Origin of the sequence: Delftia sp. WSY_10, assembly GCF_043104705.1 — a bacterium.
In the GTDB taxonomy this organism is placed as follows: domain Bacteria; phylum Pseudomonadota; class Gammaproteobacteria; order Burkholderiales; family Burkholderiaceae_C; genus Comamonas; species Comamonas tsuruhatensis.
This window is the reverse complement of sequence record NZ_JBICKY010000046.1, coordinates 61,763-78,180: the sequence shown is the minus strand read 5'-3', so window position 1 is coordinate 78,180 and position 16,418 is coordinate 61,763. Positions and strand designations below refer to the sequence as shown.

The following is a 16,418-nucleotide window of genomic DNA, read 5'->3' as shown; positions in this document are numbered from 1 at the left end:
GGCTGCGGTGGCAACTGCCCGCCCGGCAGGGCAAATTTGACACAGTGCTGCAATCTGGTGGCAAGTCTGCTGTAATGAAAAACGGCGGGAAGGCCCGTGCGCCCGCCATTTTTCCGGCTTCCTGGTAAGTATTTCCGGGATATTGCGTGCTTGCAAAAACCATATCAACAGATAAAGCGCCAGACGCCCTGTATCAAAATGACTGCTTCCCTTTCAAAAACAAGAATATCCGCGTCCAAATACCATGATGATTCCTTGCTGCGGCTTTGGAATTGGGCTTTGTTGGCAGGGCTGGTATTGAGCTTTCCCCTGAGCTTTGTATTGCCGCAAAGCCTGAGCTGGGAAAATGGATTCCTGGAGAATATCCAGGCCGTGACCCTGCTGCTGGGCATGGTGGCGGCCCTGGTTGCGGCGCGGCGGCAAAAAGGCTCCTTTGCAGCGCCACTGTGGTGGATAGCCTCCCTGTTCTGGCTGGCTTTTCTGGGGCGTGAACTGGCCTGGGGCGCAGCTTTCCTGCCCAGCCTGGAGGCTGGCAAGTGGGGGCCGGTGATCAGCTCCCAGGTGCTGTGGTACCGGCCCGCCGTCAAATGGGTGGTGGGCGCCATGCTGCTGCTGTGCTGCTATTGGTTTGTGCGCCACGGTGTCTGGAACAAGGTCATCAAGCGCCTGGTGCGCGAGAAGGCGCTGCCGATATTCAGCCTGGCGACATTTGTCGCGGCCATGGTGATATCCACCAATGCGGAAGGTCATGGTTTCATTGTCCTGCAGCAATGGTTTGATTATCAGGTGATCGTGCTGGAGGAGCTGGTGGAGACATTTGGATATATGGCACTGTGGCTGGCACAGTGGGCGCTGGTCAGGTATGTTGCTGGCTGGCAGGAAGATATTTGAGCCAATATTGATCAAACCGGCCGCCTGCATATTCCCGGTGTAATGGGGCAGATTCAGGGGCCGGTAAGTCGCCAGTAAGACGCAATCGGGGAGCATGGCCGTTTTCCCCGAAGGTTTGCCGCTCTCGCGGCGGACCGACGGAGCCTGAAACGACAGAACGTGCCATCGCAATGCAAGCCTCCATCTACCAGGACGTGATAGGTATCCAGGCGGCGGGCCAGGCGTATTCCCTGGGTTCGCGCTTCCAAGAATGCAGCCAGCACCGTGCCGTGCGGCTGGAGACGATCTTCGAGTTGCTTATCCTCAAGTTCCGCGAGGACCTGCTGCAGGCGCTGGCCGAGGAGCCGCCAGGCCCCGCACGCCACCTGCGCGCCTATATCCGCTGCGTCTGCGACCATGCCCTGTCCCGCCAGCGCGGCCAGAAGACGGCCGCACAGTTGCTGACCCGCGCAAGATTCCAGAACATATGGTTTGATTTCGTGGACGCGGCCTGCGCCGACGATCTAGTGCCCGAGGACATTGCCCTGCAATGCCGCGCCATGGTCGAGGACCTGTGGGTCATCCATGTGCTGGTCGAGCCCATGGCGCCCCAGCGCATCACCGGGATCAGGGAGCATCTGCTGTCCCTGTGCGGCAACGACGGAAACCATGAATCGCATCGCATTAATTGAGGACCATGCCAGGCTGGCCACGCTGGTCAGCCGCTCGCTGGCCAACTCCGGCATAGAGACCGATGTCTTCCACCAGATCTCCACGGCCTGGCTGGCCCTGCAGGACATCGACTACGGCGTCATCGTCATCGACCGCGGCCTGCCCGACGGCGACGGCCTGCAACTGGTGCAGCGCCTGCGCGCCGCGGGCCGCTCCACGCCCTGCCTGATGCTCACGGCCCGTGACGCGCTCAGCGACCGCGTGGGCGGCCTGGAGGCCGGTGCCGACGACTACCTGACCAAGCCCTTTCCCATGGAAGAACTGATTGCCCGCGTGCGCGCCCTGCTGCGCCGCCCGGCCCTGGTGCAGGAGCTGGCGCCGCAGCTGGGCGACATCAGCATCAACCCGCAGCAGGCCTGCATGCACTGCGCGGGCTCGGCCATCGCGCTGCCGCCGGCGGAGCTGCAGATCATGCTCAGCCTGGTGCGCAAGGCCGGCGCCACGGTGCGCCGCTCCACGCTGGAGGCGGCGGCCTGGGGCATGAGCAGCGTGGTCACGCCCAACGCCCTCGATGTGGCCCTGCACCGGCTGCGCCGCAAGCTGGCCGCGGCCGGCTCGTGCATGGAAATCGTCAACATCCGGGGTCAGGGCTATGCGCTTCGCGAACCTTTGCTGGCCCGGTAGCCTGCGCTCGCGGCTGCTGGCCGTCTATGGGTTGAGCATGGTGTTCAGCGCGCTGCTGGTGGGCGCGCTGGTGATCCTCGTCGCCAAGCCTTTCGACAGCTATGCGCTGCAGCGCGGCATGGGGCATGCGGCCGAGAAGCTGGCCGAGTGGGTGAGCTTCGATGCCAAGGGCGTGCCCCAGGGTTTCAGCGAGCGTGAACTCAAGGCCTGGATGCTGACCAGCCTGGGCGAGGAAATGCAGCTGCGCATCACCGACGCCCGCGGCCGCGTGGTCTTCGCCCCCAACGGCGAAATGCAGCCGCTGACGCAGACCGGCCGGGGCTTCGACCCCGAGCTCAAGGCCTTTGCCTACGAGCGCGGCGGCGTGGTCATGCGCGCGGGCACGGCCACGCTGGTCCACGACGGCACGACGTGGCACGTGCAGATAGCCGTCAGCGACCGCATGGTGGACTGGCTGCGCGAATCGGTGGGCCTGCCCGCGCTGTGGCGCGGCATGGTGGCCATCGGCGTGGTTTTCCTGGTCGTGTTCCTGTTCTCCACGCACCGCACGCTGCAGCGCATGCTCAGGCCGCTGGGCGTGGCCGCGCAGGATGCGCAGCGCATCACCCCGCAGACGCTGGGCACGCGCCTGCAGCCCAAGGACCTGCCGCGCGAGTTCGCGCCCCTGGTCGAGGCCTTCAACCACGTGCTGGACCGGCTGCAGGCCGGCTTCAGGAACCAGCAGGAATTCCTGTCCATGGCCGCGCATGAGCTCAAGACGCCGCTGGCCCTGATGCGCGTGCAGATCGAGCTGGAGCCCGAGGACCGGCGCAGCCCCGAGCTGCTCAAGGACGTGGACCACATGGCGCGCCAGGTCCAGCAGCTGCTGCACCTGGCCGAGGTTTGCGAACACCAGCGCTACCGCATGGAAGACATTGCGCCGGCCGACATCATTGGCGAGGTCTGCGACTTCATGGCACGCGCTTCGGAAAAATGCGGCGTGCACATCCACTGCGAGGTCAAGGACGGCTCGCCTGCCTGGCGTGCCGACCGGGGCGCGCTGTTCGTGCTGCTCAAGAACCTGATCGAGAACGCCGTGCAGCACAGCCCGCAGGGCGCCACCGTCACCGTGAAGGCCTGCGGCCTGGGCTTTTCGGTGCTGGACCAGGGCCGTGGCGTGCCGCCCGAGGACCTGCCGCGCATCTTCGAGCGCTTTTGGCGCAGCAGCGAGCGGCGCGACCTGGGCGCAGGCCTGGGCCTGCCCATCTGCCTGGAGATTGCGCGCGCCCACGGCTGGACGCTCACGGCCCTGCCCGGTGCCACGGGGCTGGAGATCCAGGCGCGCTTTGCCGGGCCCGTGCAGGAGCCCGCGCAGCCGTTCAACCGCCCAGCAATGCCTTCTTGAGTTGCTCGTCGGCCGGGTGCGGGCCCAGCCAGATGCCCAGCAGCGCCTGGAAGAACTCGGGCTCCTGGAAGGGCGCGCCCTGGGCCTGGCCCTTGACGAAGACCTGGGCGCCCTGGCCCGGCACCCAGTCCACCGAGAAGTTCTCGCCCGGCAGCAGCTTCTTGTGCTGCGTGAAGATGTCGCTCATGCGCAGCACGCCGGGCACCAGGCGGGAGAAGCGGGCGCGCTCCATGTTGTCCTCGATGCCGCGCGCGAACAGCTTGCCCAACTCGGCCGAATCGATCTCGCGCAGCATGGTCACGCTCACGCGCTTGGGGCCGGGCAGGGCCGCGATCTCCTGCAGGCTGGCGGCCGGCTTTTCCAGGTACAGGCCCGCCGTGTAGACCTTGAAGATGGCCTTGTAGCGAATGCCCGCGCCATTGAGCTGCAGCGTCTGGCCGCCCACCCCCGCCTGGGCGGGATAGGCCACGCCCGCGACGGTGCGCGGCGGCTCCTGGGCAGTGGCGGCCAGCGGCATCGCCAGCGCCATGGCCAGGGCGGCTGTCTTCATCCAGCGGGGCAAGGCGGTCATGGTGTCTCCTGCGCGGGGGCTGTGGCCCGGTTGCGGTTTGTTACGTCCGGGCGACATGTTGTGGGGATCGGGTGGGGGTGGCAACAGGGTTTTCGCTGGCCGATGGATGGCGCTGCTTTGGCGGCGTTTCCGCGCTGATTCTGTTTGCAAGCCCCTGTCGGGGCGTTTCTTTTCGAGGCCGGGTTTCGGCCCGGCGGCCGACTCACTTTCTTGTCTCGCTACAAGAAAGTGAGCAAAGAAAAGCGCCCGGATGTCCGCGACCCCTTCGCTTCGCTGCGGGGCAACCTGCGCCGTGGCGGTTGCGGGGTTCGCCATGAAACTCACTTCGCGCTGCGCGCTACGTTCAAACAATCACGGCGAGTCAGATGACGAAGCAGTCCTGTCCTTCGGCAGGACTGCAACCCCGCAACCACCACGGCGCAGGCGCTGACATACGGGGAGTTTGCCCGGGCCTTCGCTGCGCTCGGCCTGGGGCTTCGGGGCGCTTGCCGTCTTGAAAGCCTCTATCATTGCGGCGGCCCCCTGTTCAGGGGCTGGTGCGTAAGAACACTTGACTGTTGAGCGGTGCGGCCTCGCCGTTAAGGAGGCCTTGTCACGTCTGAATTGTCGGATCGTGGGTGCATGCCCACGTCCCTGCGGTTACGGGCGGGATGGGGCTACCCGCAAGGGCGTCCGCACGGCTCAGCACGTGTTCTTAACATCCCGTCCACCTGTTTGTGCGTAAGAACACAGACGGGTGGTTCCCGTCTCGCTGAGGAGTAAATCATGTACGTCATGTACGGCACTTCTTTTTCTGCCTTCCCCTCCACCCATCAAGCGCCCCACGCTGGCGCGTCTGCCGTGGGAGGGGTTGCGCCATGAGTACCGCTTCCCCAACCCTGACCCAGCCCACGCCGCAGCAGTTGAGCCATGCCGTGACCGAGATCGGCCGGCTGACGCTGCAAGGCAGCAGCGAGGTGTACTCGCTGGGCCAACTGGCGCTGGCCTGGCTGGAGCGGCCCGAGGGCCATCGCAATCTGGAGGTGGTGGCCAATGCGCTGCAGGCCATTTGCGGGGCTGCGCAGCGGATGGAGGAGCTGGTGGAGGACGAGGTGAGCTACGTGCATTGCCTGCAGGAGGATCCGGCGTATCTGCGGCGGATGGCTGCGGCTTCGGCGGCGTTTGAGCGCTGATTCTCTTTGCAAGCCCTGTCGGGCCTTCGCTTCGCTTGGCCTGGCGTTTCAGCCCAGGACGTTCTTCAGCAGCGTCTTTTCCTGCTCCGTGAGGGCGGCGATGCATTCGTCGCCCAGGGCCTGCAGCAGACGGGTGCTGTCGGCGTTGGCGATGTCCAGGCCCAGGCGCTTTTGCTGGGCTGGGGGCTGCGTGAAGTTCAGGCGCAGGTAGCTGCTGGTGCCCAGTTCCTGGCGGGCCGCCTTGACGGCCTGGACCTCCTGGGCGGCCATGACCAGGTCCAGCAGGGGCTTGACCAGGGTCAGCCCGCGCCGGGGCATGGCCACGGGGTCCTGGCCCTGCTGGGGGTTGGCGGTGCCTACGCTGATCATCACGATGTCGGCGGCCGGCCCCCACAGCTGGCGGGCGGCCTGCAGGGCCAGCAGGTCGGGCGCGTTGGCGGCGAGTCCGCCGTCCACGAAGACATGGCCTGCTGCGGCGTGCGCGGGAAAGTAGGTGGGGGCGGCCGATGAGGCCAGCATGGCGTCCATCAGCGTCAGGCCCAGCCGGTCCCTGTCGGGCAGGGCGCCGCTGGTCAGCACGTGCAGCTGCGATGAATTCCAGTTCACGGCGGGCAGCAGCAGCGGCACCTGCAGTTGCCCCAGGGCGGACTGCTCCGCTTGCGGCATGGCCTCCTTGATCGCTGCGCGCAGCGGGGCGCTGTCATAGAGCGCCTTGCCCATGGCCTGGCGCAGGCCGGGCAGCCATTTGGAGGGAAAGATGGCGGGGCCGTGGTCCAGCAGCAGTTGCTTGATGCGCGCGGGCTGGCAGCCGCTGGCCAGGGCGGTGGCGATGATGGCGCCGATGGAGGTGCCGGCGAACAGGTCCACTTTCTCCAGCAGGTCGCCGTTGCCGAATTCGCGGTGGATGCGTTCCAGCACATGGGCGCTGAAGAGGCCGCGATAGCCGCCGCCCGACAGGCTCAGGACGACCCGGCGCCGGCGCAGGCCCTGGCGCACCGCGCTGGACAGGGGCGGTACGTCGAAGTCCATCACAGCGCGTGCACGGCAACGCCACGGGCGGCGGCCTGCGTCAGGTAGAGGTTGGCGGGCTCGGTGTAGCAGACCTTGAGCAGGTCGGCCGTGGCGATGAGCAGCCGCAGGTCCTGCGCCAGGGGCGCCGTGCCCTGCGGGCCCTGGCTGTCCAGCGGCGCAACGTTGCGCCATTCGATGAAGCGCTCCAGCACCTTGTTGTCCACGCTGGTCAGCATGGAGGCGCCTTCGGCCCGCAGGTTGGCATACAGCGCATCGAGCAGGGAGAACCACTCGTTGCGGTCACGCAGGTCGTGGAATGCCTCGGCCACGGCCGCCTTGGCGATGGCCATGGACAGGTCGCTGACGATGCAGTCCAGCGGCCGGATGGTGGAGAACCACTCCAGGGTTGCGGGCTCCTGGTTCGCCATCCACAGCAGGCAGCGGGGACCCAGCAGGTAGCGGCTCATGGCGCGCGTCGGGCGGGTACGTCGATATCGCCGCGCGCCCCGGACATCTGCGCAGCGGACAGATCCACGGCTTGGCGCGGCAGCGGCAGGGACCGGCAGATGTCGGCCACCGTGCGGGGGGCGCGTTCGTTGGCGGACAGGGCCACCATGTGCTCCTCGCTGACGATCACGTAGCGCTTGCGGCCCTGGGAGATGAGGGCCACCCCGTCGTGATCGGCCTGTTTGAGCACCGCGCCGTACTGCGCCTTGAAGACCGAGATCGGCATGGGCGTGGTGTTGCGCGGCATGGCCGATCCGACCTGGTGGCTCAGGTCCCGCAGGGCGCGGTTCAGCGGGTCGCGTTCGCCCTCGGGCAAGGCAGCGTCGGTGCGGGCGGAGAAATGGGACGGCATGGTCGACCTTTCTGGTCAGGTTGTGCTGCCATTGTTGGTCAGGCTGACCAGGGTGTCAATTGTGGCCATGGCAGGCCCCTGCGGCGCCCCCGCAAGGGGCCGGCCCGCACTTGTACCCAGCCGCGTCTGCGCTACACTTGCCCGCTATGTTCATTCATCGCATGTTCATTGCAGGTTGTGGAGACCGGGGAGCCTGGCCCTGGCGCAAGCCTGTCCAACTGAACAGCTGAAGCACCCGGGGCGCGACCCGGCGTGCACCCGAGGCCCTACGGGCCAATCGAATGAATCGGCGCAATCCATGCGCAGCCCGCACCCACATCAGGTCTGCCAGCGCCACGCAATCCGGAGCCTTCCCCCGTGATCACCGAACTCGAATTCAAGAGCCTTGCTGCGCAGGGCTACAACCGCATCCCTCTGATGGTCGAGGCGTTTGCGGACCTCGAAACCCCCCTGTCCCTCTACCTCAAGCTGGCCCATGCGGGCGGTGACGGCAAGCACAGTTTTTTGCTGGAGTCCGTGGTGGGCGGCGAGCGCTTCGGGCGCTACAGCTTCATCGGCCTGCCTGCACGCACGCTGCTGCGCGCCAGCGGCTTCGGCGATGCGGCATGCACCGAGGTGGTGACCGATGGCCAGGTGGTGGAGACGGCCAAGGGCAATCCGCTGGACTTCATCGCTGCCTACCAAAAGCGCTTCAAGGTGGCGCTGCGCCCGGGGCTGCCGCGTTTTTGCGGCGGGCTGGCCGGCTACTTCGGCTACGACGCCGTGCGCTACATCGAGAAGAAGCTGGAAGATTCCTGCCCGCCCGATACGCTCAACTGCCCCGACATCCTGCTGCTGCAGTGCGAGGAGGTGGCGGTGATCGACAACCTGTCGGGCAAGCTGTACCTGATCGTCTATGCCAACCCCGGCGAGAGCGAGGCCTATACGCGCGCCAAGAAGCGGCTGCGGCAGCTGAAGGATTTGCTGCGCTACTCGGTCAGCGCGCCGCAGATCAAGGCCGGCGAGAGCCATCCGGCCCAGCGCAGCTTTGCCAAGGAAGACTACCTGGCGGCCGTGGAGAAGGCCAAGGAGCTGATCGCCGCGGGCGACTTCATGCAGGTGCAGGTGGGCCAGCGCATCCACAAGCGCTTCACGGCCAGCCCCTTGAGCCTGTACCGCGCGCTGCGATCGCTCAATCCCAGCCCCTACATGTACTACTACCACCTGGGCGATTTCCATGTGGTGGGCGCCAGCCCCGAGATCCTGGTGCGCCAGGAGAACACGGGCGAGGGCCAGAAGGTCACCATCCGCCCGCTGGCCGGCACGCGCCCGCGCGGCGCCACGCCCGAGGCCGACAAGGCCACCGAAAAGGAGCTGGTGGCCGACCCCAAGGAACGCGCCGAGCATGTGATGCTGATCGACCTGGCGCGCAACGACATCGGCCGCATCGCCAAGACGGGCAGCGTGAAGGTGACCGAGGCCTTTGCCGTGGAGCGCTACAGCCACGTGATGCACATCGTCAGCAACGTGGAGGGCATTCTGCGCGACGGCATGGACAACATGGATGTGTTCAAGGCCACCTTCCCGGCCGGCACGCTGACGGGCGCGCCCAAGGTGCATGCCATGGAGATCATCGACCAGCTGGAGCCGACCAAGCGCGGCATCTACGGCGGCGCCTGCGGCTACCTGAGCTTTGCGGGCGACATGGACCTGGCCATTGCCATCCGCACGGGCGTGATCAAGGACGGCACGCTCTATGTGCAGGCCGCCGCCGGCGTGGTGGCCGATTCCGTGCCCGAGATGGAATGGAAAGAGACCGAGCACAAGGCGCGCGCACTGATGCGCGCGGCCGAGCTGGTGGAGGAAGGACTGGAATGAGCACGGACCGCGCCAAGCAGGCCATCGACCTGGTGCAGCACTGCACCGACATGCTGGATGTGCGCCGCAATGTGGATGCGCTGGACGATGTGCTGGTGCCGCTGCTGGTCACGCGCATGGGCTACATGCAGCAGGCCGCGCGCATCAAGGCCGATGCGGCCCAGGTGCGCGACGAGGGCCGCATCGAGGCCATCGTGCGCCGCGTGCGCGAGCGCACGGCCGCCGAGGGCGGCCAGCCCGACATGATGGAGGCGGTGTACCGCCACCTCATGGAGGAATGCATTGCCTACGAGCACCGCGAGTTCGCGCGGCTGCGCGAAGGCGGTGCGCAGGACGATCGTTCCTAGGGCCTGTTCACACTCATGCGGGGATCGCGTTGCCCGGCAGCCAGCGCAGCGCATGGCGCGCCGCCACCCATTCCTCGTTGGTGGGCTCCACGCCCACGGTGACGGCGCTGCCGGTGGCCGAGATCACGGCCGCATCGCGCGCATTGGCCTCGGCGTCCAGCCGCAGGCCCAGAAAGCCCAGGCCCTCGCACACGCGCCGCCGTATCTCGGCGCTGTGCTCGCCCACGCCTGCGGTGAACACCAGCAGGTCCAGGCCGCCCAGCACGGCGACCAGGGCGCCGATCTCGCGCACGATGCGCCGCACGTAAAGAGCCAGCGCGTCGCGGGCACGCTCGGCCCGGGCATCGGCGCCTGATTCCAGCGGCAGCAGCACGCGCGGCTCGGACGAGGTGCCCGAGACGCCCAGCAGGCCGGACTCGTGGTACAGGATGCGGCCCACTTCCTGCAGGCTGAGCTTTTCGATTTCCATCAGGTAGATCACGGCGCCGGGGTCCAGCGCGCCGGTGCGTGTGCCCATCATCAGGCCGTCCAGCGCAGAGAAGCCCATGGTGGTCGCCACGCTTTGCAGGCCCCGCATGGCGCACAGGCTGGCGCCGCTGCCCAGGTGGGCCACCAGGGTGCGCCCGAGCGCCAGGTCGCCATGGCGCTCGGGCAGGGCGGTGGCCATGTATTCGTAGGACAGGCCGTGGAAGCCGTAGCGGCGCAGCCCGCGTTCCCAGGCCGCATGCGGCAGGGGCAGCAGTTGCTCGACCTTGGGCAGCGTGTGGTGGAAGGCGGTGTCGAAGCAGGCCACCTGCACCAGTTCGGGCCGCTCGCGCAGCAGGATGTCCATGGCCTCCAGCGCAAAGGGCTGGTGCAGCGGCGCCAGCGGGATGAAGGCCTTGAGGTCGGCCAGCACGCCGGCATCGACGCGCACGGGCTCGAAGTAGCGGCTGCCGCCGTGCACCACGCGGTGGGCGATGGCGGCCACGCGGGCGCCGTCCAGCTGCGCCAGGCGCGCGGTGATGCGCTCGCGGATCAGCTGCAGCGCGGCGCGGTAGGGGTGGGCTGTGTCCAGGGTGATGGCAAAGGGCGGCACGCCGCTCTCGCCGAAGTCGGGCGCGGGCCCGCCTATGCCCTGGACCTTGCCGTTCCACAGCGGCTTGCGCGGCAGCGGGCGCTGGGCACCGTCGAAGACGGCGAACTTGATGCTGGACGAGCCGCAGTTGAGCACAACGACCAGTTCGCGGGCGGGGGAGGATGCGGTGTGGGCAGGGATCATGGCGGCGAGTTCCGGTAGCGGTGGGCCAGCAGCAGGGCGATGGCGCAGGAGGCGATGCGCGAGGCGCGGCTGTCGGCGCGGCTGGTCAGGATCACGGGCACCTTGGCGCCCATGACGATGCCGGCGCTGGCCGCCTCGCCCATGTACATGAGCTGCTTGGCCAGCATGTTGCCGCTTTCCAGGTCGGGCACGACCAGGATGTCGGCCTGGCCCGCCACGGGCGAATCGATGCCCTTGGTGCGCGCGGCGGCCATGGACACGGCGTTGTCGAAGGCCAGCGGCCCGTCGAGCACGCCGCCTGCGATCTGGCCCCGGTCGGCCATCTTGCACAGCGCGGCGGCGTCCAGCGTGGCCGGCATGTGCGGGCTCACGGTCTCCACGGCGGCCAGGATGGCGACCTTGGGCTCGGGCACGCCGATGGCATGGGCCAGGGCGATGGCATTGCGCACGATGTCGGCCTTTTGCTGCAGGTCGGGCGCGAGGTTGATGGCCGCATCGGTGACGATGAAGGGGCGCGGGTAGTGCGGCGTCTGCAGCACGAAGCAGTGGCTGACGCGGCGCTTGGTGCGCAGGCCGGCGGCGGCGGCCACCACCTCGGCCATGAGTTCGTCCGTGTGCAGGCTGCCTTTCATGATGGCCTCGACCTCGCCGCAGGCGGCCAGCTCGGCGCCGCGCGTGGCGGCGGCGTGGCTGTGCGGCACGTCCTCGATGCGCAGGCCGCCCAGGTCCAGCCCGTGCTCGGCCGCCACGGCCTCCAGCCGCGCGCGCGGGGCCACCAGAACGGGGTCGATCAGGCCTTCGCGGCGCGCGTCCAGCGCGGCCGAGAGGCTGGGCTCGTCGCAGGGATGGACCACGGCCACGCGGATGGGCGGCAGGCCGGCCACATGGGCCAGAAGGCGCTGCAGGCCGTCGCGTCCGCCGGCTTCCAGGCGGATCTCGGGCAGGCTGGTGCGCTGGCGCTCGATGTGGCGCGCCGGCGCATGCACGGTGGCCTGGCCCTCGATCACGGCGGCGCCATGCTGGTTGGTGCAGGCCACGGCCAGCGTGACCTGGCGCTGCTCGGCCTGCTTGCCCAGCACCTCCACGCGCACGGTCAGCCGGTCGCCTGCGGCCAGCGGCGCCAGAAAGCGCAGCGTCTGGCCGACCAGGGTGGTGCCGGGGCCGGGCAGGCGCGTGCCCAGCACCGAGGCCAGCAGCATGCCGCCCCACATGCCGTGGGCGATCAGGGCCGTGTCGTCATCGTCGGCGCCGGCGCCGTCGGCCACGGCCGCGCCCGACAGGGCGGCAAAGAGGCGCAGGTCCTGGGTGCTCAGCGTGCGTTCCAGGCTGGCGCTGTCGCCCACGTCCAGCTCGTCAAAGCTGTGGTTGCGCATCAGGGCCAGGTCTTCGGGCGGCAGGGCCGCATCGGAATCGGGGGAGAGGTTCATCGCTTTTTCCGGGGGCTGGGGTGTGCGCGGCTGGCCTGGGCGCGTGCGGGGCGCTTGGCGGCAGGCGCGGATTCGGGAACAGGTGCGGGCTCGGGGGCCGGTTCAGGAGCTGCCGCAGGGGCGGCCACAGGAGCCGCAACAGGAGCGGTCAGAGGCGCTGCCGAAGGTGCCGTCAAAGGTACCGTCACAGGTGCGGGTTCAGGCTCGGCCGCCGAGGCTGGCGCGATGGCCGGGAGCCGCTCGGCCTGCTCTTTCGCCTGCCTGGACTCGGCGGCCTCCAGCGCCTGCACGAAATGCCCCATGGCCTGCAGCAGGCGCTGGTGCTCGGCATCGCTGAGGTTGCCGCCCTGGTTGGCCAGCTCGTCCACCGTGGTCATGCCCCAGCGGATGTCGGCGGCGGGCGAGGCGGCCAGCAACCGGGGGATGGCGGCCATGGCGGCGTCGGGCTCGCGCTGCATCAGCAGGGCCTGGCGGCGCACGATGCGGCGGAACTGCGCCATGTCGGGCGGCACGCCGCCCAGGTGGTCCTGCAGCAGCCGCCAGGCGTGGCGGAAGTGGCGTTCATCGGCCTCGCCGCGTGCGCGCAGCACGTGGAACAGGGCGCGGATGACGGCCTCGTACAGCCCGCCCTGGGCCACGCTTTCGTGCAGCCGCGCCAGCTCCTGGCGCATGTACTGGCAGTGCTCGGGCGATTCGCCGGGGTGCGGGCGCGGCGGGCCATCGTCCTGGCGGCTCTGGCCGGCCAGGGCCTGGACCAGGGGCGAGCCATAGATGGCGTGGAACAGCCGCGCCTGCATGGCATCGCGCTGGTCGCGGTAGGTGTCCAGCAGATGCACCACGGCCTGCGACATGGCCTGCTGCGCCTTCAGGAAGGGGTTGTCGGGCTCGACGGGGTGGCGGTCCTCGCGCGCATGCTCGGCGGCCTGGGCCACGACGGGCGCCAGCGGGTGCGAGTCCGACCAGCATTCATAGCCCACGCGCAGCGGGTGCATGGCCTGCAGCCAGCGCGCAGACAGCGGCGTGGACAGCGCCTGCACCCAGGGCTGCACGGTGTTGCGGTACAGGGCCAGGTTGATTTCGGAGACGCGCGCGGCAGCGGCGAAATGGCGCTCGCTTTCGGGGTCGGGCCGGACGATGGAGCGCACCTCGGCCAGGTCGCTGCGGCGGATCTTCATCAGGTAGGCGTCGTCGGTCAGATCCTGTGCCGGCACACCGGCCGGGCGGTCGGCGATCTCGGCGCGGTAGATGCCGGCGGGCAGCAGGTCGATGATGTCGATGTGCGCCGCGAACTCGCGGTGCTCCTTGCGGCCCACGGCGCCCGAGACAAAGATGCCCAGGTGGCCGATGCTGTCATGCGTGGCGAAGACGATGGTCTGGTCGTGGGCGGCGATGTCCTCGTCGTCGCGGTACAGGTCGGTGATCCAGCCCAGGGCCTGGCCCGGCGGCGTGATGTTGTCGCCATGCGAGCAGAACACCACGATGGGCGAGCGGATGTTGCGCAGGTCGATGCGCACGCCGTCCGAGGTCGTCAGCTCGGCCGTGGCCAGCCGGTTGCCGATGAACAGGTTGTCCACGATGTACTGCATCTCGCGGCCTTCCAGGAAGACATAGCCGCCCCAGTACTTCTCGAAGCCCAGGTAGCGCGGCCCCTCGGTGTCCACGTCGGCATAGACCTGGTACTGCTTTTCCCACAGCGTGTTGGCCGGGTTGAGGTTCTCGAAGTTCTGCACCAGCCATGCGCCGTCGAAGCGGCCCGCGCCCAGGTCGCTGGTCAGCGCCGTCATCCAGCTGCCGCCCATGAGGCCGCCGCCGTAACGCATGGGGTTGTCGCCGGCCCAGTACGACAGCGGCGCACCGGCCACGATGATGGGGCCGAACAGCTCGGGCCAGACGGCAGCCGTCATGAGGATCTGCCAGCCGGCCTGGCAGTTGCCGATGACGGCGGGCTTGCCCCGGCTCTCGGGGTGCAGCTCGGCGACCTTGCGCACGAATTGGGCCTCGGCGCGCATCACGTCCTCGACGGTCTGGCCGGGCACGGGGTCGGGCAGGAAGCCCACGAAGTAGCAGGGATGGCCGGCCTTGAGGGCGGCGCCGATCTCGCTGTCGGGCTTGAAGCCGCCGATGCCCGGGCCGTGGCCCGCGCGCGGATCGACGACGATGAAGGGGCGCTTGGCCGGGTCGATGACCGTGCCCTCCATGGGCGCGATGCGTGCCAGCCCGTAGTTGACGGGACGCGGCAGCTCCAGGCCCGACATCACGATCTCGGCCTGGAAGCTCAGCACATTGGGCACTTCCTCGGCCAGGTGGGCGCGGTACTGGTTGCCGCGCTGGCGCCGGATGTCGGCATACAGCAGCGTGCGCTGCCAGGCATCGGTGGCGTACTGTGCAGCTGCCTGGGGCAGCTTCAGCGGATCGCCCCACAGTGCCCCCACGTCCACGGTGCCGTGGCTATCGAGGTGCTCGTTCATCTGGCCCACTCCTTTAACGGGCATGTCCTGCCCCCTGCTTGCAGATTGCGTGTGAATGGCCGCCAAACGGCCCCGCGCCTGCGGGACCGTGCGGCTTGTGTCAGCCCCTGGGCTCTTCAGCCGTGGGCGGCAGCGTCCCGGGCCGTTTCGGCGGCAGCCGCTGCAATGGGCTGCTGCGCCGCATGGTCGGGCGGGGTGACGGATGGGGTCACGGACTGGGCCATGGACTGCACGGCCGAGGTCCAGCGCGCCAGCAGGTCGCTCCAGGGCACGGCAGTGTCGGCCGCGCCCTGGGCGCCGCCGCTCAGCGTGGCTGCCACCTGCTGCTGCCAGTCGTGCACGGCCTGCTGCACGCCCTGGGCCAGGGTCATCTGGCTGGCCATGGCGGTCTGGGCCAGGGCCTGGGCATGGCCCATGCGCAGGTGGGCGTGGCGCCAGAAGGCCTGGGCGGGCAGGGTGGCCAGCTCCTGCCAGCTGCTGGTCTGCTGCACGCCCTCGATCTCGTTGCCGGTCTCGGCGATGCGCTCGGGGCCGTTGCGTGCGGCATGTTCCAGCCATTGCTGGCCGCTTTCCTGCAGCAGCCGGCTCAGGTGCAGCTGCAGTTCGAGCTGGGCCTTGAGCAGATGGAGGGGAATGGTCTGTGCGCTCATATGGAACTCCTTGCTGGTTGACGTGGAAAGATGCCTTGGCGGCGGAACGAAACTCAGGCCATCTGGCCGATGGTCTTGCGAAAGCGGGCGAGCGTGAGGGCGAACAGCACGGAGCCGATGGCGGCCAGTGCGAGAAAGGGCTTCCAGACCACGTCCAGCCCCGCTCCGCGGTAGAGGATGGCCTGCGACAGCTCGACAAAGTGGGTGGTCGGCGCGGCCAGCATGATGGTCTGCACCAGCTGCGGCATGCTTTCGCGCGGCGTCATGGCGCCCGACAGCAGCTGCAGCGGCAGCAGCACGAGCACCAGCAGCATGCCGAACTGTGGCATGTTGCGCGCCAGCGTGGCAAGGAAGATCCCCAGCGACGTTGTGGCGAACAGGCACAGCGCGGCCCCTGCCAGGAACAGCGGCTGAGAGCCTTCGATGGGAACGCCCAGGGCGCCGCGCACCACGAGGTTGAGCGAGGCAAAGGCGGTGACCAGCACGACCAGTCCCATGGACCATATCTTGGCCAGCATGATCTCGGTCGGTGTCACCGGCATGACCAGCAGGTGCTCCACCGTGCCGTGCTCGCGCTCGCGGATCAGGGCCGCGCCCGTGAGGATGATGGACAGCATGGTCACGTTGTTGATGATCTGCATCAGCCCGCCGAACCAGACCTTGTCCAGCGCGGGATTGAAACGCGCGCGCACCACCAGGTCCACGGGCAGGGCAGTGGCGCCCCGAAAGCGCCGCACGAACTCGCTGACCTCGGCCGAGACGATCTGCTGCACGTAGCTGTTGCCCGTGAAGGCCTGGCTCATGCGCGTGGCGTCCACGTTCAGCTGCAGCTCGGGCGCGCGGCCCGCCAGCACGTCGCGCTGGAAGTTGGGCGGGATGTTGAGCACGAAGGTGTAGGTGCCCGAGTCCATGCCCGGGTCCATCTGCGTGCGGTCGATCATGGCCGGCGGCGCGAACTGCGGCGGATAGAAGGCGCCCGCGATGCGCTGCGACAGCGGCGAGCCGTCCTCGTCCACGATGGCGATGGGCGCGTTGTGCAGGCTCTCGGGCATGGCCGTGGCCGCCGTGTAGATGGAGACCGTGAACACATAGGCGATGAGCACCAGCAGCACGGGGTCGCGCCACAGGCTCCACAGCTCCTTGACGCCCAGCCGGTAGATGTTGGAGAAAAGGCGGGTGCGCATG

The 16,418-nt window shown here is 68.4% G+C and carries 16 protein-coding genes; 7 read left to right on the top strand and 9 right to left on the bottom strand.

Annotated features, from left to right (window positions below):
- The first annotated feature begins 150 nt into the window (after positions 1–150).
- The 4 genes from ACF8ML_RS18790 (at position 151) to ACF8ML_RS18775 (ending at position 3,610) form a co-directional block, all read left to right on the top strand.
- Positions 151–891, top strand: a complete 741-nt coding sequence (locus ACF8ML_RS18790) for a hypothetical protein (RefSeq protein WP_223275310.1) — start codon at positions 151–153, stop codon at positions 889–891.
- Positions 892–1,061: 170 nt separating this feature from the next.
- Positions 1,062–1,562, top strand: coding sequence for a hypothetical protein (locus ACF8ML_RS18785; RefSeq protein ID WP_016453971.1), 501 nt, complete (start codon positions 1,062–1,064; stop codon positions 1,560–1,562).
- Complete coding sequence (locus ACF8ML_RS18780; RefSeq protein WP_017407765.1) at positions 1,540–2,226, top strand: response regulator transcription factor; 687 nt, start codon at positions 1,540–1,542, stop codon at positions 2,224–2,226. Before ACF8ML_RS18785 ends, ACF8ML_RS18780 begins: the two co-directional genes overlap by 23 nt.
- Positions 2,195–3,610, top strand: a complete 1,416-nt coding sequence (locus tag ACF8ML_RS18775; RefSeq protein ID WP_016450792.1) for a HAMP domain-containing sensor histidine kinase — start codon at positions 2,195–2,197, stop codon at positions 3,608–3,610. The genes ACF8ML_RS18780 and ACF8ML_RS18775 overlap by 32 nt, the downstream gene beginning before the upstream one ends.
- Here the strand turns inward: ACF8ML_RS18775 and ACF8ML_RS18770 are convergent.
- Positions 3,585–4,181 (bottom strand): chalcone isomerase family protein, encoded by a 597-nt coding sequence (locus ACF8ML_RS18770; RefSeq protein WP_012202680.1) that lies wholly within the window; start codon positions 4,179–4,181, stop codon positions 3,585–3,587. The two genes, ACF8ML_RS18775 and ACF8ML_RS18770, sit on opposite strands and share 26 nt — an antisense overlap.
- A gap of 857 nt (positions 4,182–5,038) precedes the next feature.
- Between ACF8ML_RS18770 and ACF8ML_RS18765 the strand changes: the two genes are divergently transcribed.
- Positions 5,039–5,353 (top strand): hypothetical protein, encoded by a 315-nt coding sequence (locus ACF8ML_RS18765; RefSeq protein WP_016449522.1) that lies wholly within the window; start codon positions 5,039–5,041, stop codon positions 5,351–5,353.
- 48 nt (positions 5,354–5,401) lie between these two features.
- Here ACF8ML_RS18765 and ACF8ML_RS18760 read toward each other — a convergent pair whose 3' ends face one another.
- Genes ACF8ML_RS18760 through ACF8ML_RS18750 form a run of 3 tightly spaced genes read right to left on the bottom strand, consistent with a single transcriptional unit; the run spans position 5,402 to position 7,223 of the window.
- A complete protein-coding gene (locus tag ACF8ML_RS18760) occupies positions 5,402–6,382 on the bottom strand; it encodes a CBASS cGAMP-activated phospholipase (RefSeq protein ID WP_392407639.1) in 981 nt (326 codons plus the stop codon).
- A complete protein-coding gene (locus ACF8ML_RS18755; protein ID WP_279210939.1) occupies positions 6,382–6,831 on the bottom strand; it encodes a hypothetical protein in 450 nt (149 codons plus the stop codon). The genes ACF8ML_RS18760 and ACF8ML_RS18755 overlap by 1 nt, the downstream gene beginning before the upstream one ends.
- Positions 6,828–7,223 (bottom strand): hypothetical protein, encoded by a 396-nt coding sequence (locus ACF8ML_RS18750; RefSeq protein ID WP_013804688.1) that lies wholly within the window; start codon positions 7,221–7,223, stop codon positions 6,828–6,830. The genes ACF8ML_RS18755 and ACF8ML_RS18750 overlap by 4 nt, the downstream gene beginning before the upstream one ends.
- Positions 7,224–7,580: 357 nt before the next feature.
- On the opposite strand from ACF8ML_RS18750, the gene trpE reads away from it, so the two are divergent.
- A complete protein-coding gene (gene trpE / locus ACF8ML_RS18745; protein ID WP_209672812.1) occupies positions 7,581–9,080 on the top strand; it encodes an anthranilate synthase component I in 1,500 nt (499 codons plus the stop codon).
- On the top strand, positions 9,077–9,427 hold the full coding sequence (locus ACF8ML_RS18740; protein ID WP_016449526.1) for a chorismate mutase: 351 nt from the start codon (positions 9,077–9,079) through the stop codon (positions 9,425–9,427). Before trpE ends, ACF8ML_RS18740 begins: the two co-directional genes overlap by 4 nt.
- 13 nt (positions 9,428–9,440) lie before the next feature.
- Here the strand turns inward: ACF8ML_RS18740 and ACF8ML_RS18735 are convergent, their stop codons facing one another.
- The 5 genes from ACF8ML_RS18735 to ACF8ML_RS18715 all read right to left on the bottom strand — a co-directional run bounded on the left by ACF8ML_RS18735 (position 9,441) and on the right by ACF8ML_RS18715 (position 16,417).
- Complete coding sequence (locus ACF8ML_RS18735) at positions 9,441–10,688, bottom strand: acetate/propionate family kinase (protein WP_209672814.1); 1,248 nt, start codon at positions 10,686–10,688, stop codon at positions 9,441–9,443.
- Positions 10,685–12,115 carry a bifunctional enoyl-CoA hydratase/phosphate acetyltransferase gene (locus ACF8ML_RS18730; protein ID WP_392407638.1) on the bottom strand — a complete coding sequence of 477 codons (1,431 nt, stop codon included), beginning with the start codon at positions 12,113–12,115 and terminating at the stop codon, positions 10,685–10,687. The genes ACF8ML_RS18735 and ACF8ML_RS18730 overlap by 4 nt, the downstream gene beginning before the upstream one ends.
- Positions 12,112–14,583 (bottom strand): DUF3141 domain-containing protein, encoded by a 2,472-nt coding sequence (locus ACF8ML_RS18725; RefSeq protein WP_392407636.1) that lies wholly within the window; start codon positions 14,581–14,583, stop codon positions 12,112–12,114. Before ACF8ML_RS18725 ends, ACF8ML_RS18730 begins: the two co-directional genes overlap by 4 nt.
- A gap of 116 nt (positions 14,584–14,699) precedes the next feature.
- Positions 14,700–15,233, bottom strand: coding sequence for a hypothetical protein (locus ACF8ML_RS18720; RefSeq protein ID WP_016453976.1), 534 nt, complete (start codon positions 15,231–15,233; stop codon positions 14,700–14,702).
- A 53-nt stretch (positions 15,234–15,286) separates the two neighbouring features.
- The gene (locus ACF8ML_RS18715; protein ID WP_017405871.1) at positions 15,287–16,417 is read right to left on the bottom strand and encodes an ABC transporter permease; all 1,131 of its coding nucleotides are present in this window, start codon (positions 16,415–16,417) and stop codon (positions 15,287–15,289) included.
- Between the last annotated feature and the right edge of the window lies 1 nt (position 16,418).

What these genes read in the sequence shown, in the direction of transcription:
- ACF8ML_RS18765 (WP_016449522.1), top strand. Translation starts at nt 5,039, where the DNA reads ATGAGTACCGCTTCCCCAACCCTGACCCAGCCCACGCCGCAGCAGTTG.
- ACF8ML_RS18785 (WP_016453971.1), top strand. Translation starts at nt 1,062, where the DNA reads ATGCAAGCCTCCATCTACCAGGACGTGATAGGTATCCAGGCGGCGGGC.
- ACF8ML_RS18740 (WP_016449526.1), top strand. Translation starts at nt 9,077, where the DNA reads ATGAGCACGGACCGCGCCAAGCAGGCCATCGACCTGGTGCAGCACTGC.
- ACF8ML_RS18715 (WP_017405871.1), bottom strand. Translation starts at nt 16,417, where the DNA reads ATGCGCACCCGCCTTTTCTCCAACATCTACCGGCTGGGCGTCAAGGAG.
- ACF8ML_RS18780 (WP_017407765.1), top strand. Translation starts at nt 1,540, where the DNA reads ATGAATCGCATCGCATTAATTGAGGACCATGCCAGGCTGGCCACGCTG.
- ACF8ML_RS18760 (WP_392407639.1), bottom strand. Translation starts at nt 6,382, where the DNA reads ATGGACTTCGACGTACCGCCCCTGTCCAGCGCGGTGCGCCAGGGCCTG.
- ACF8ML_RS18775 (WP_016450792.1), top strand. Translation starts at nt 2,195, where the DNA reads ATGCGCTTCGCGAACCTTTGCTGGCCCGGTAGCCTGCGCTCGCGGCTG.
- ACF8ML_RS18720 (WP_016453976.1), bottom strand. Translation starts at nt 15,233, where the DNA reads ATGAGCGCACAGACCATTCCCCTCCATCTGCTCAAGGCCCAGCTCGAA.
- ACF8ML_RS18730 (WP_392407638.1), bottom strand. Translation starts at nt 12,115, where the DNA reads ATGAACCTCTCCCCCGATTCCGATGCGGCCCTGCCGCCCGAAGACCTG.
- ACF8ML_RS18755 (WP_279210939.1), bottom strand. Translation starts at nt 6,831, where the DNA reads ATGAGCCGCTACCTGCTGGGTCCCCGCTGCCTGCTGTGGATGGCGAAC.
- ACF8ML_RS18770 (WP_012202680.1), bottom strand. Translation starts at nt 4,181, where the DNA reads ATGACCGCCTTGCCCCGCTGGATGAAGACAGCCGCCCTGGCCATGGCG.
- ACF8ML_RS18735 (WP_209672814.1), bottom strand. Translation starts at nt 10,688, where the DNA reads ATGATCCCTGCCCACACCGCATCCTCCCCCGCCCGCGAACTGGTCGTT.
- ACF8ML_RS18750 (WP_013804688.1), bottom strand. Translation starts at nt 7,223, where the DNA reads ATGCCGTCCCATTTCTCCGCCCGCACCGACGCTGCCTTGCCCGAGGGC.
- ACF8ML_RS18725 (WP_392407636.1), bottom strand. Translation starts at nt 14,583, where the DNA reads ATGAACGAGCACCTCGATAGCCACGGCACCGTGGACGTGGGGGCACTG.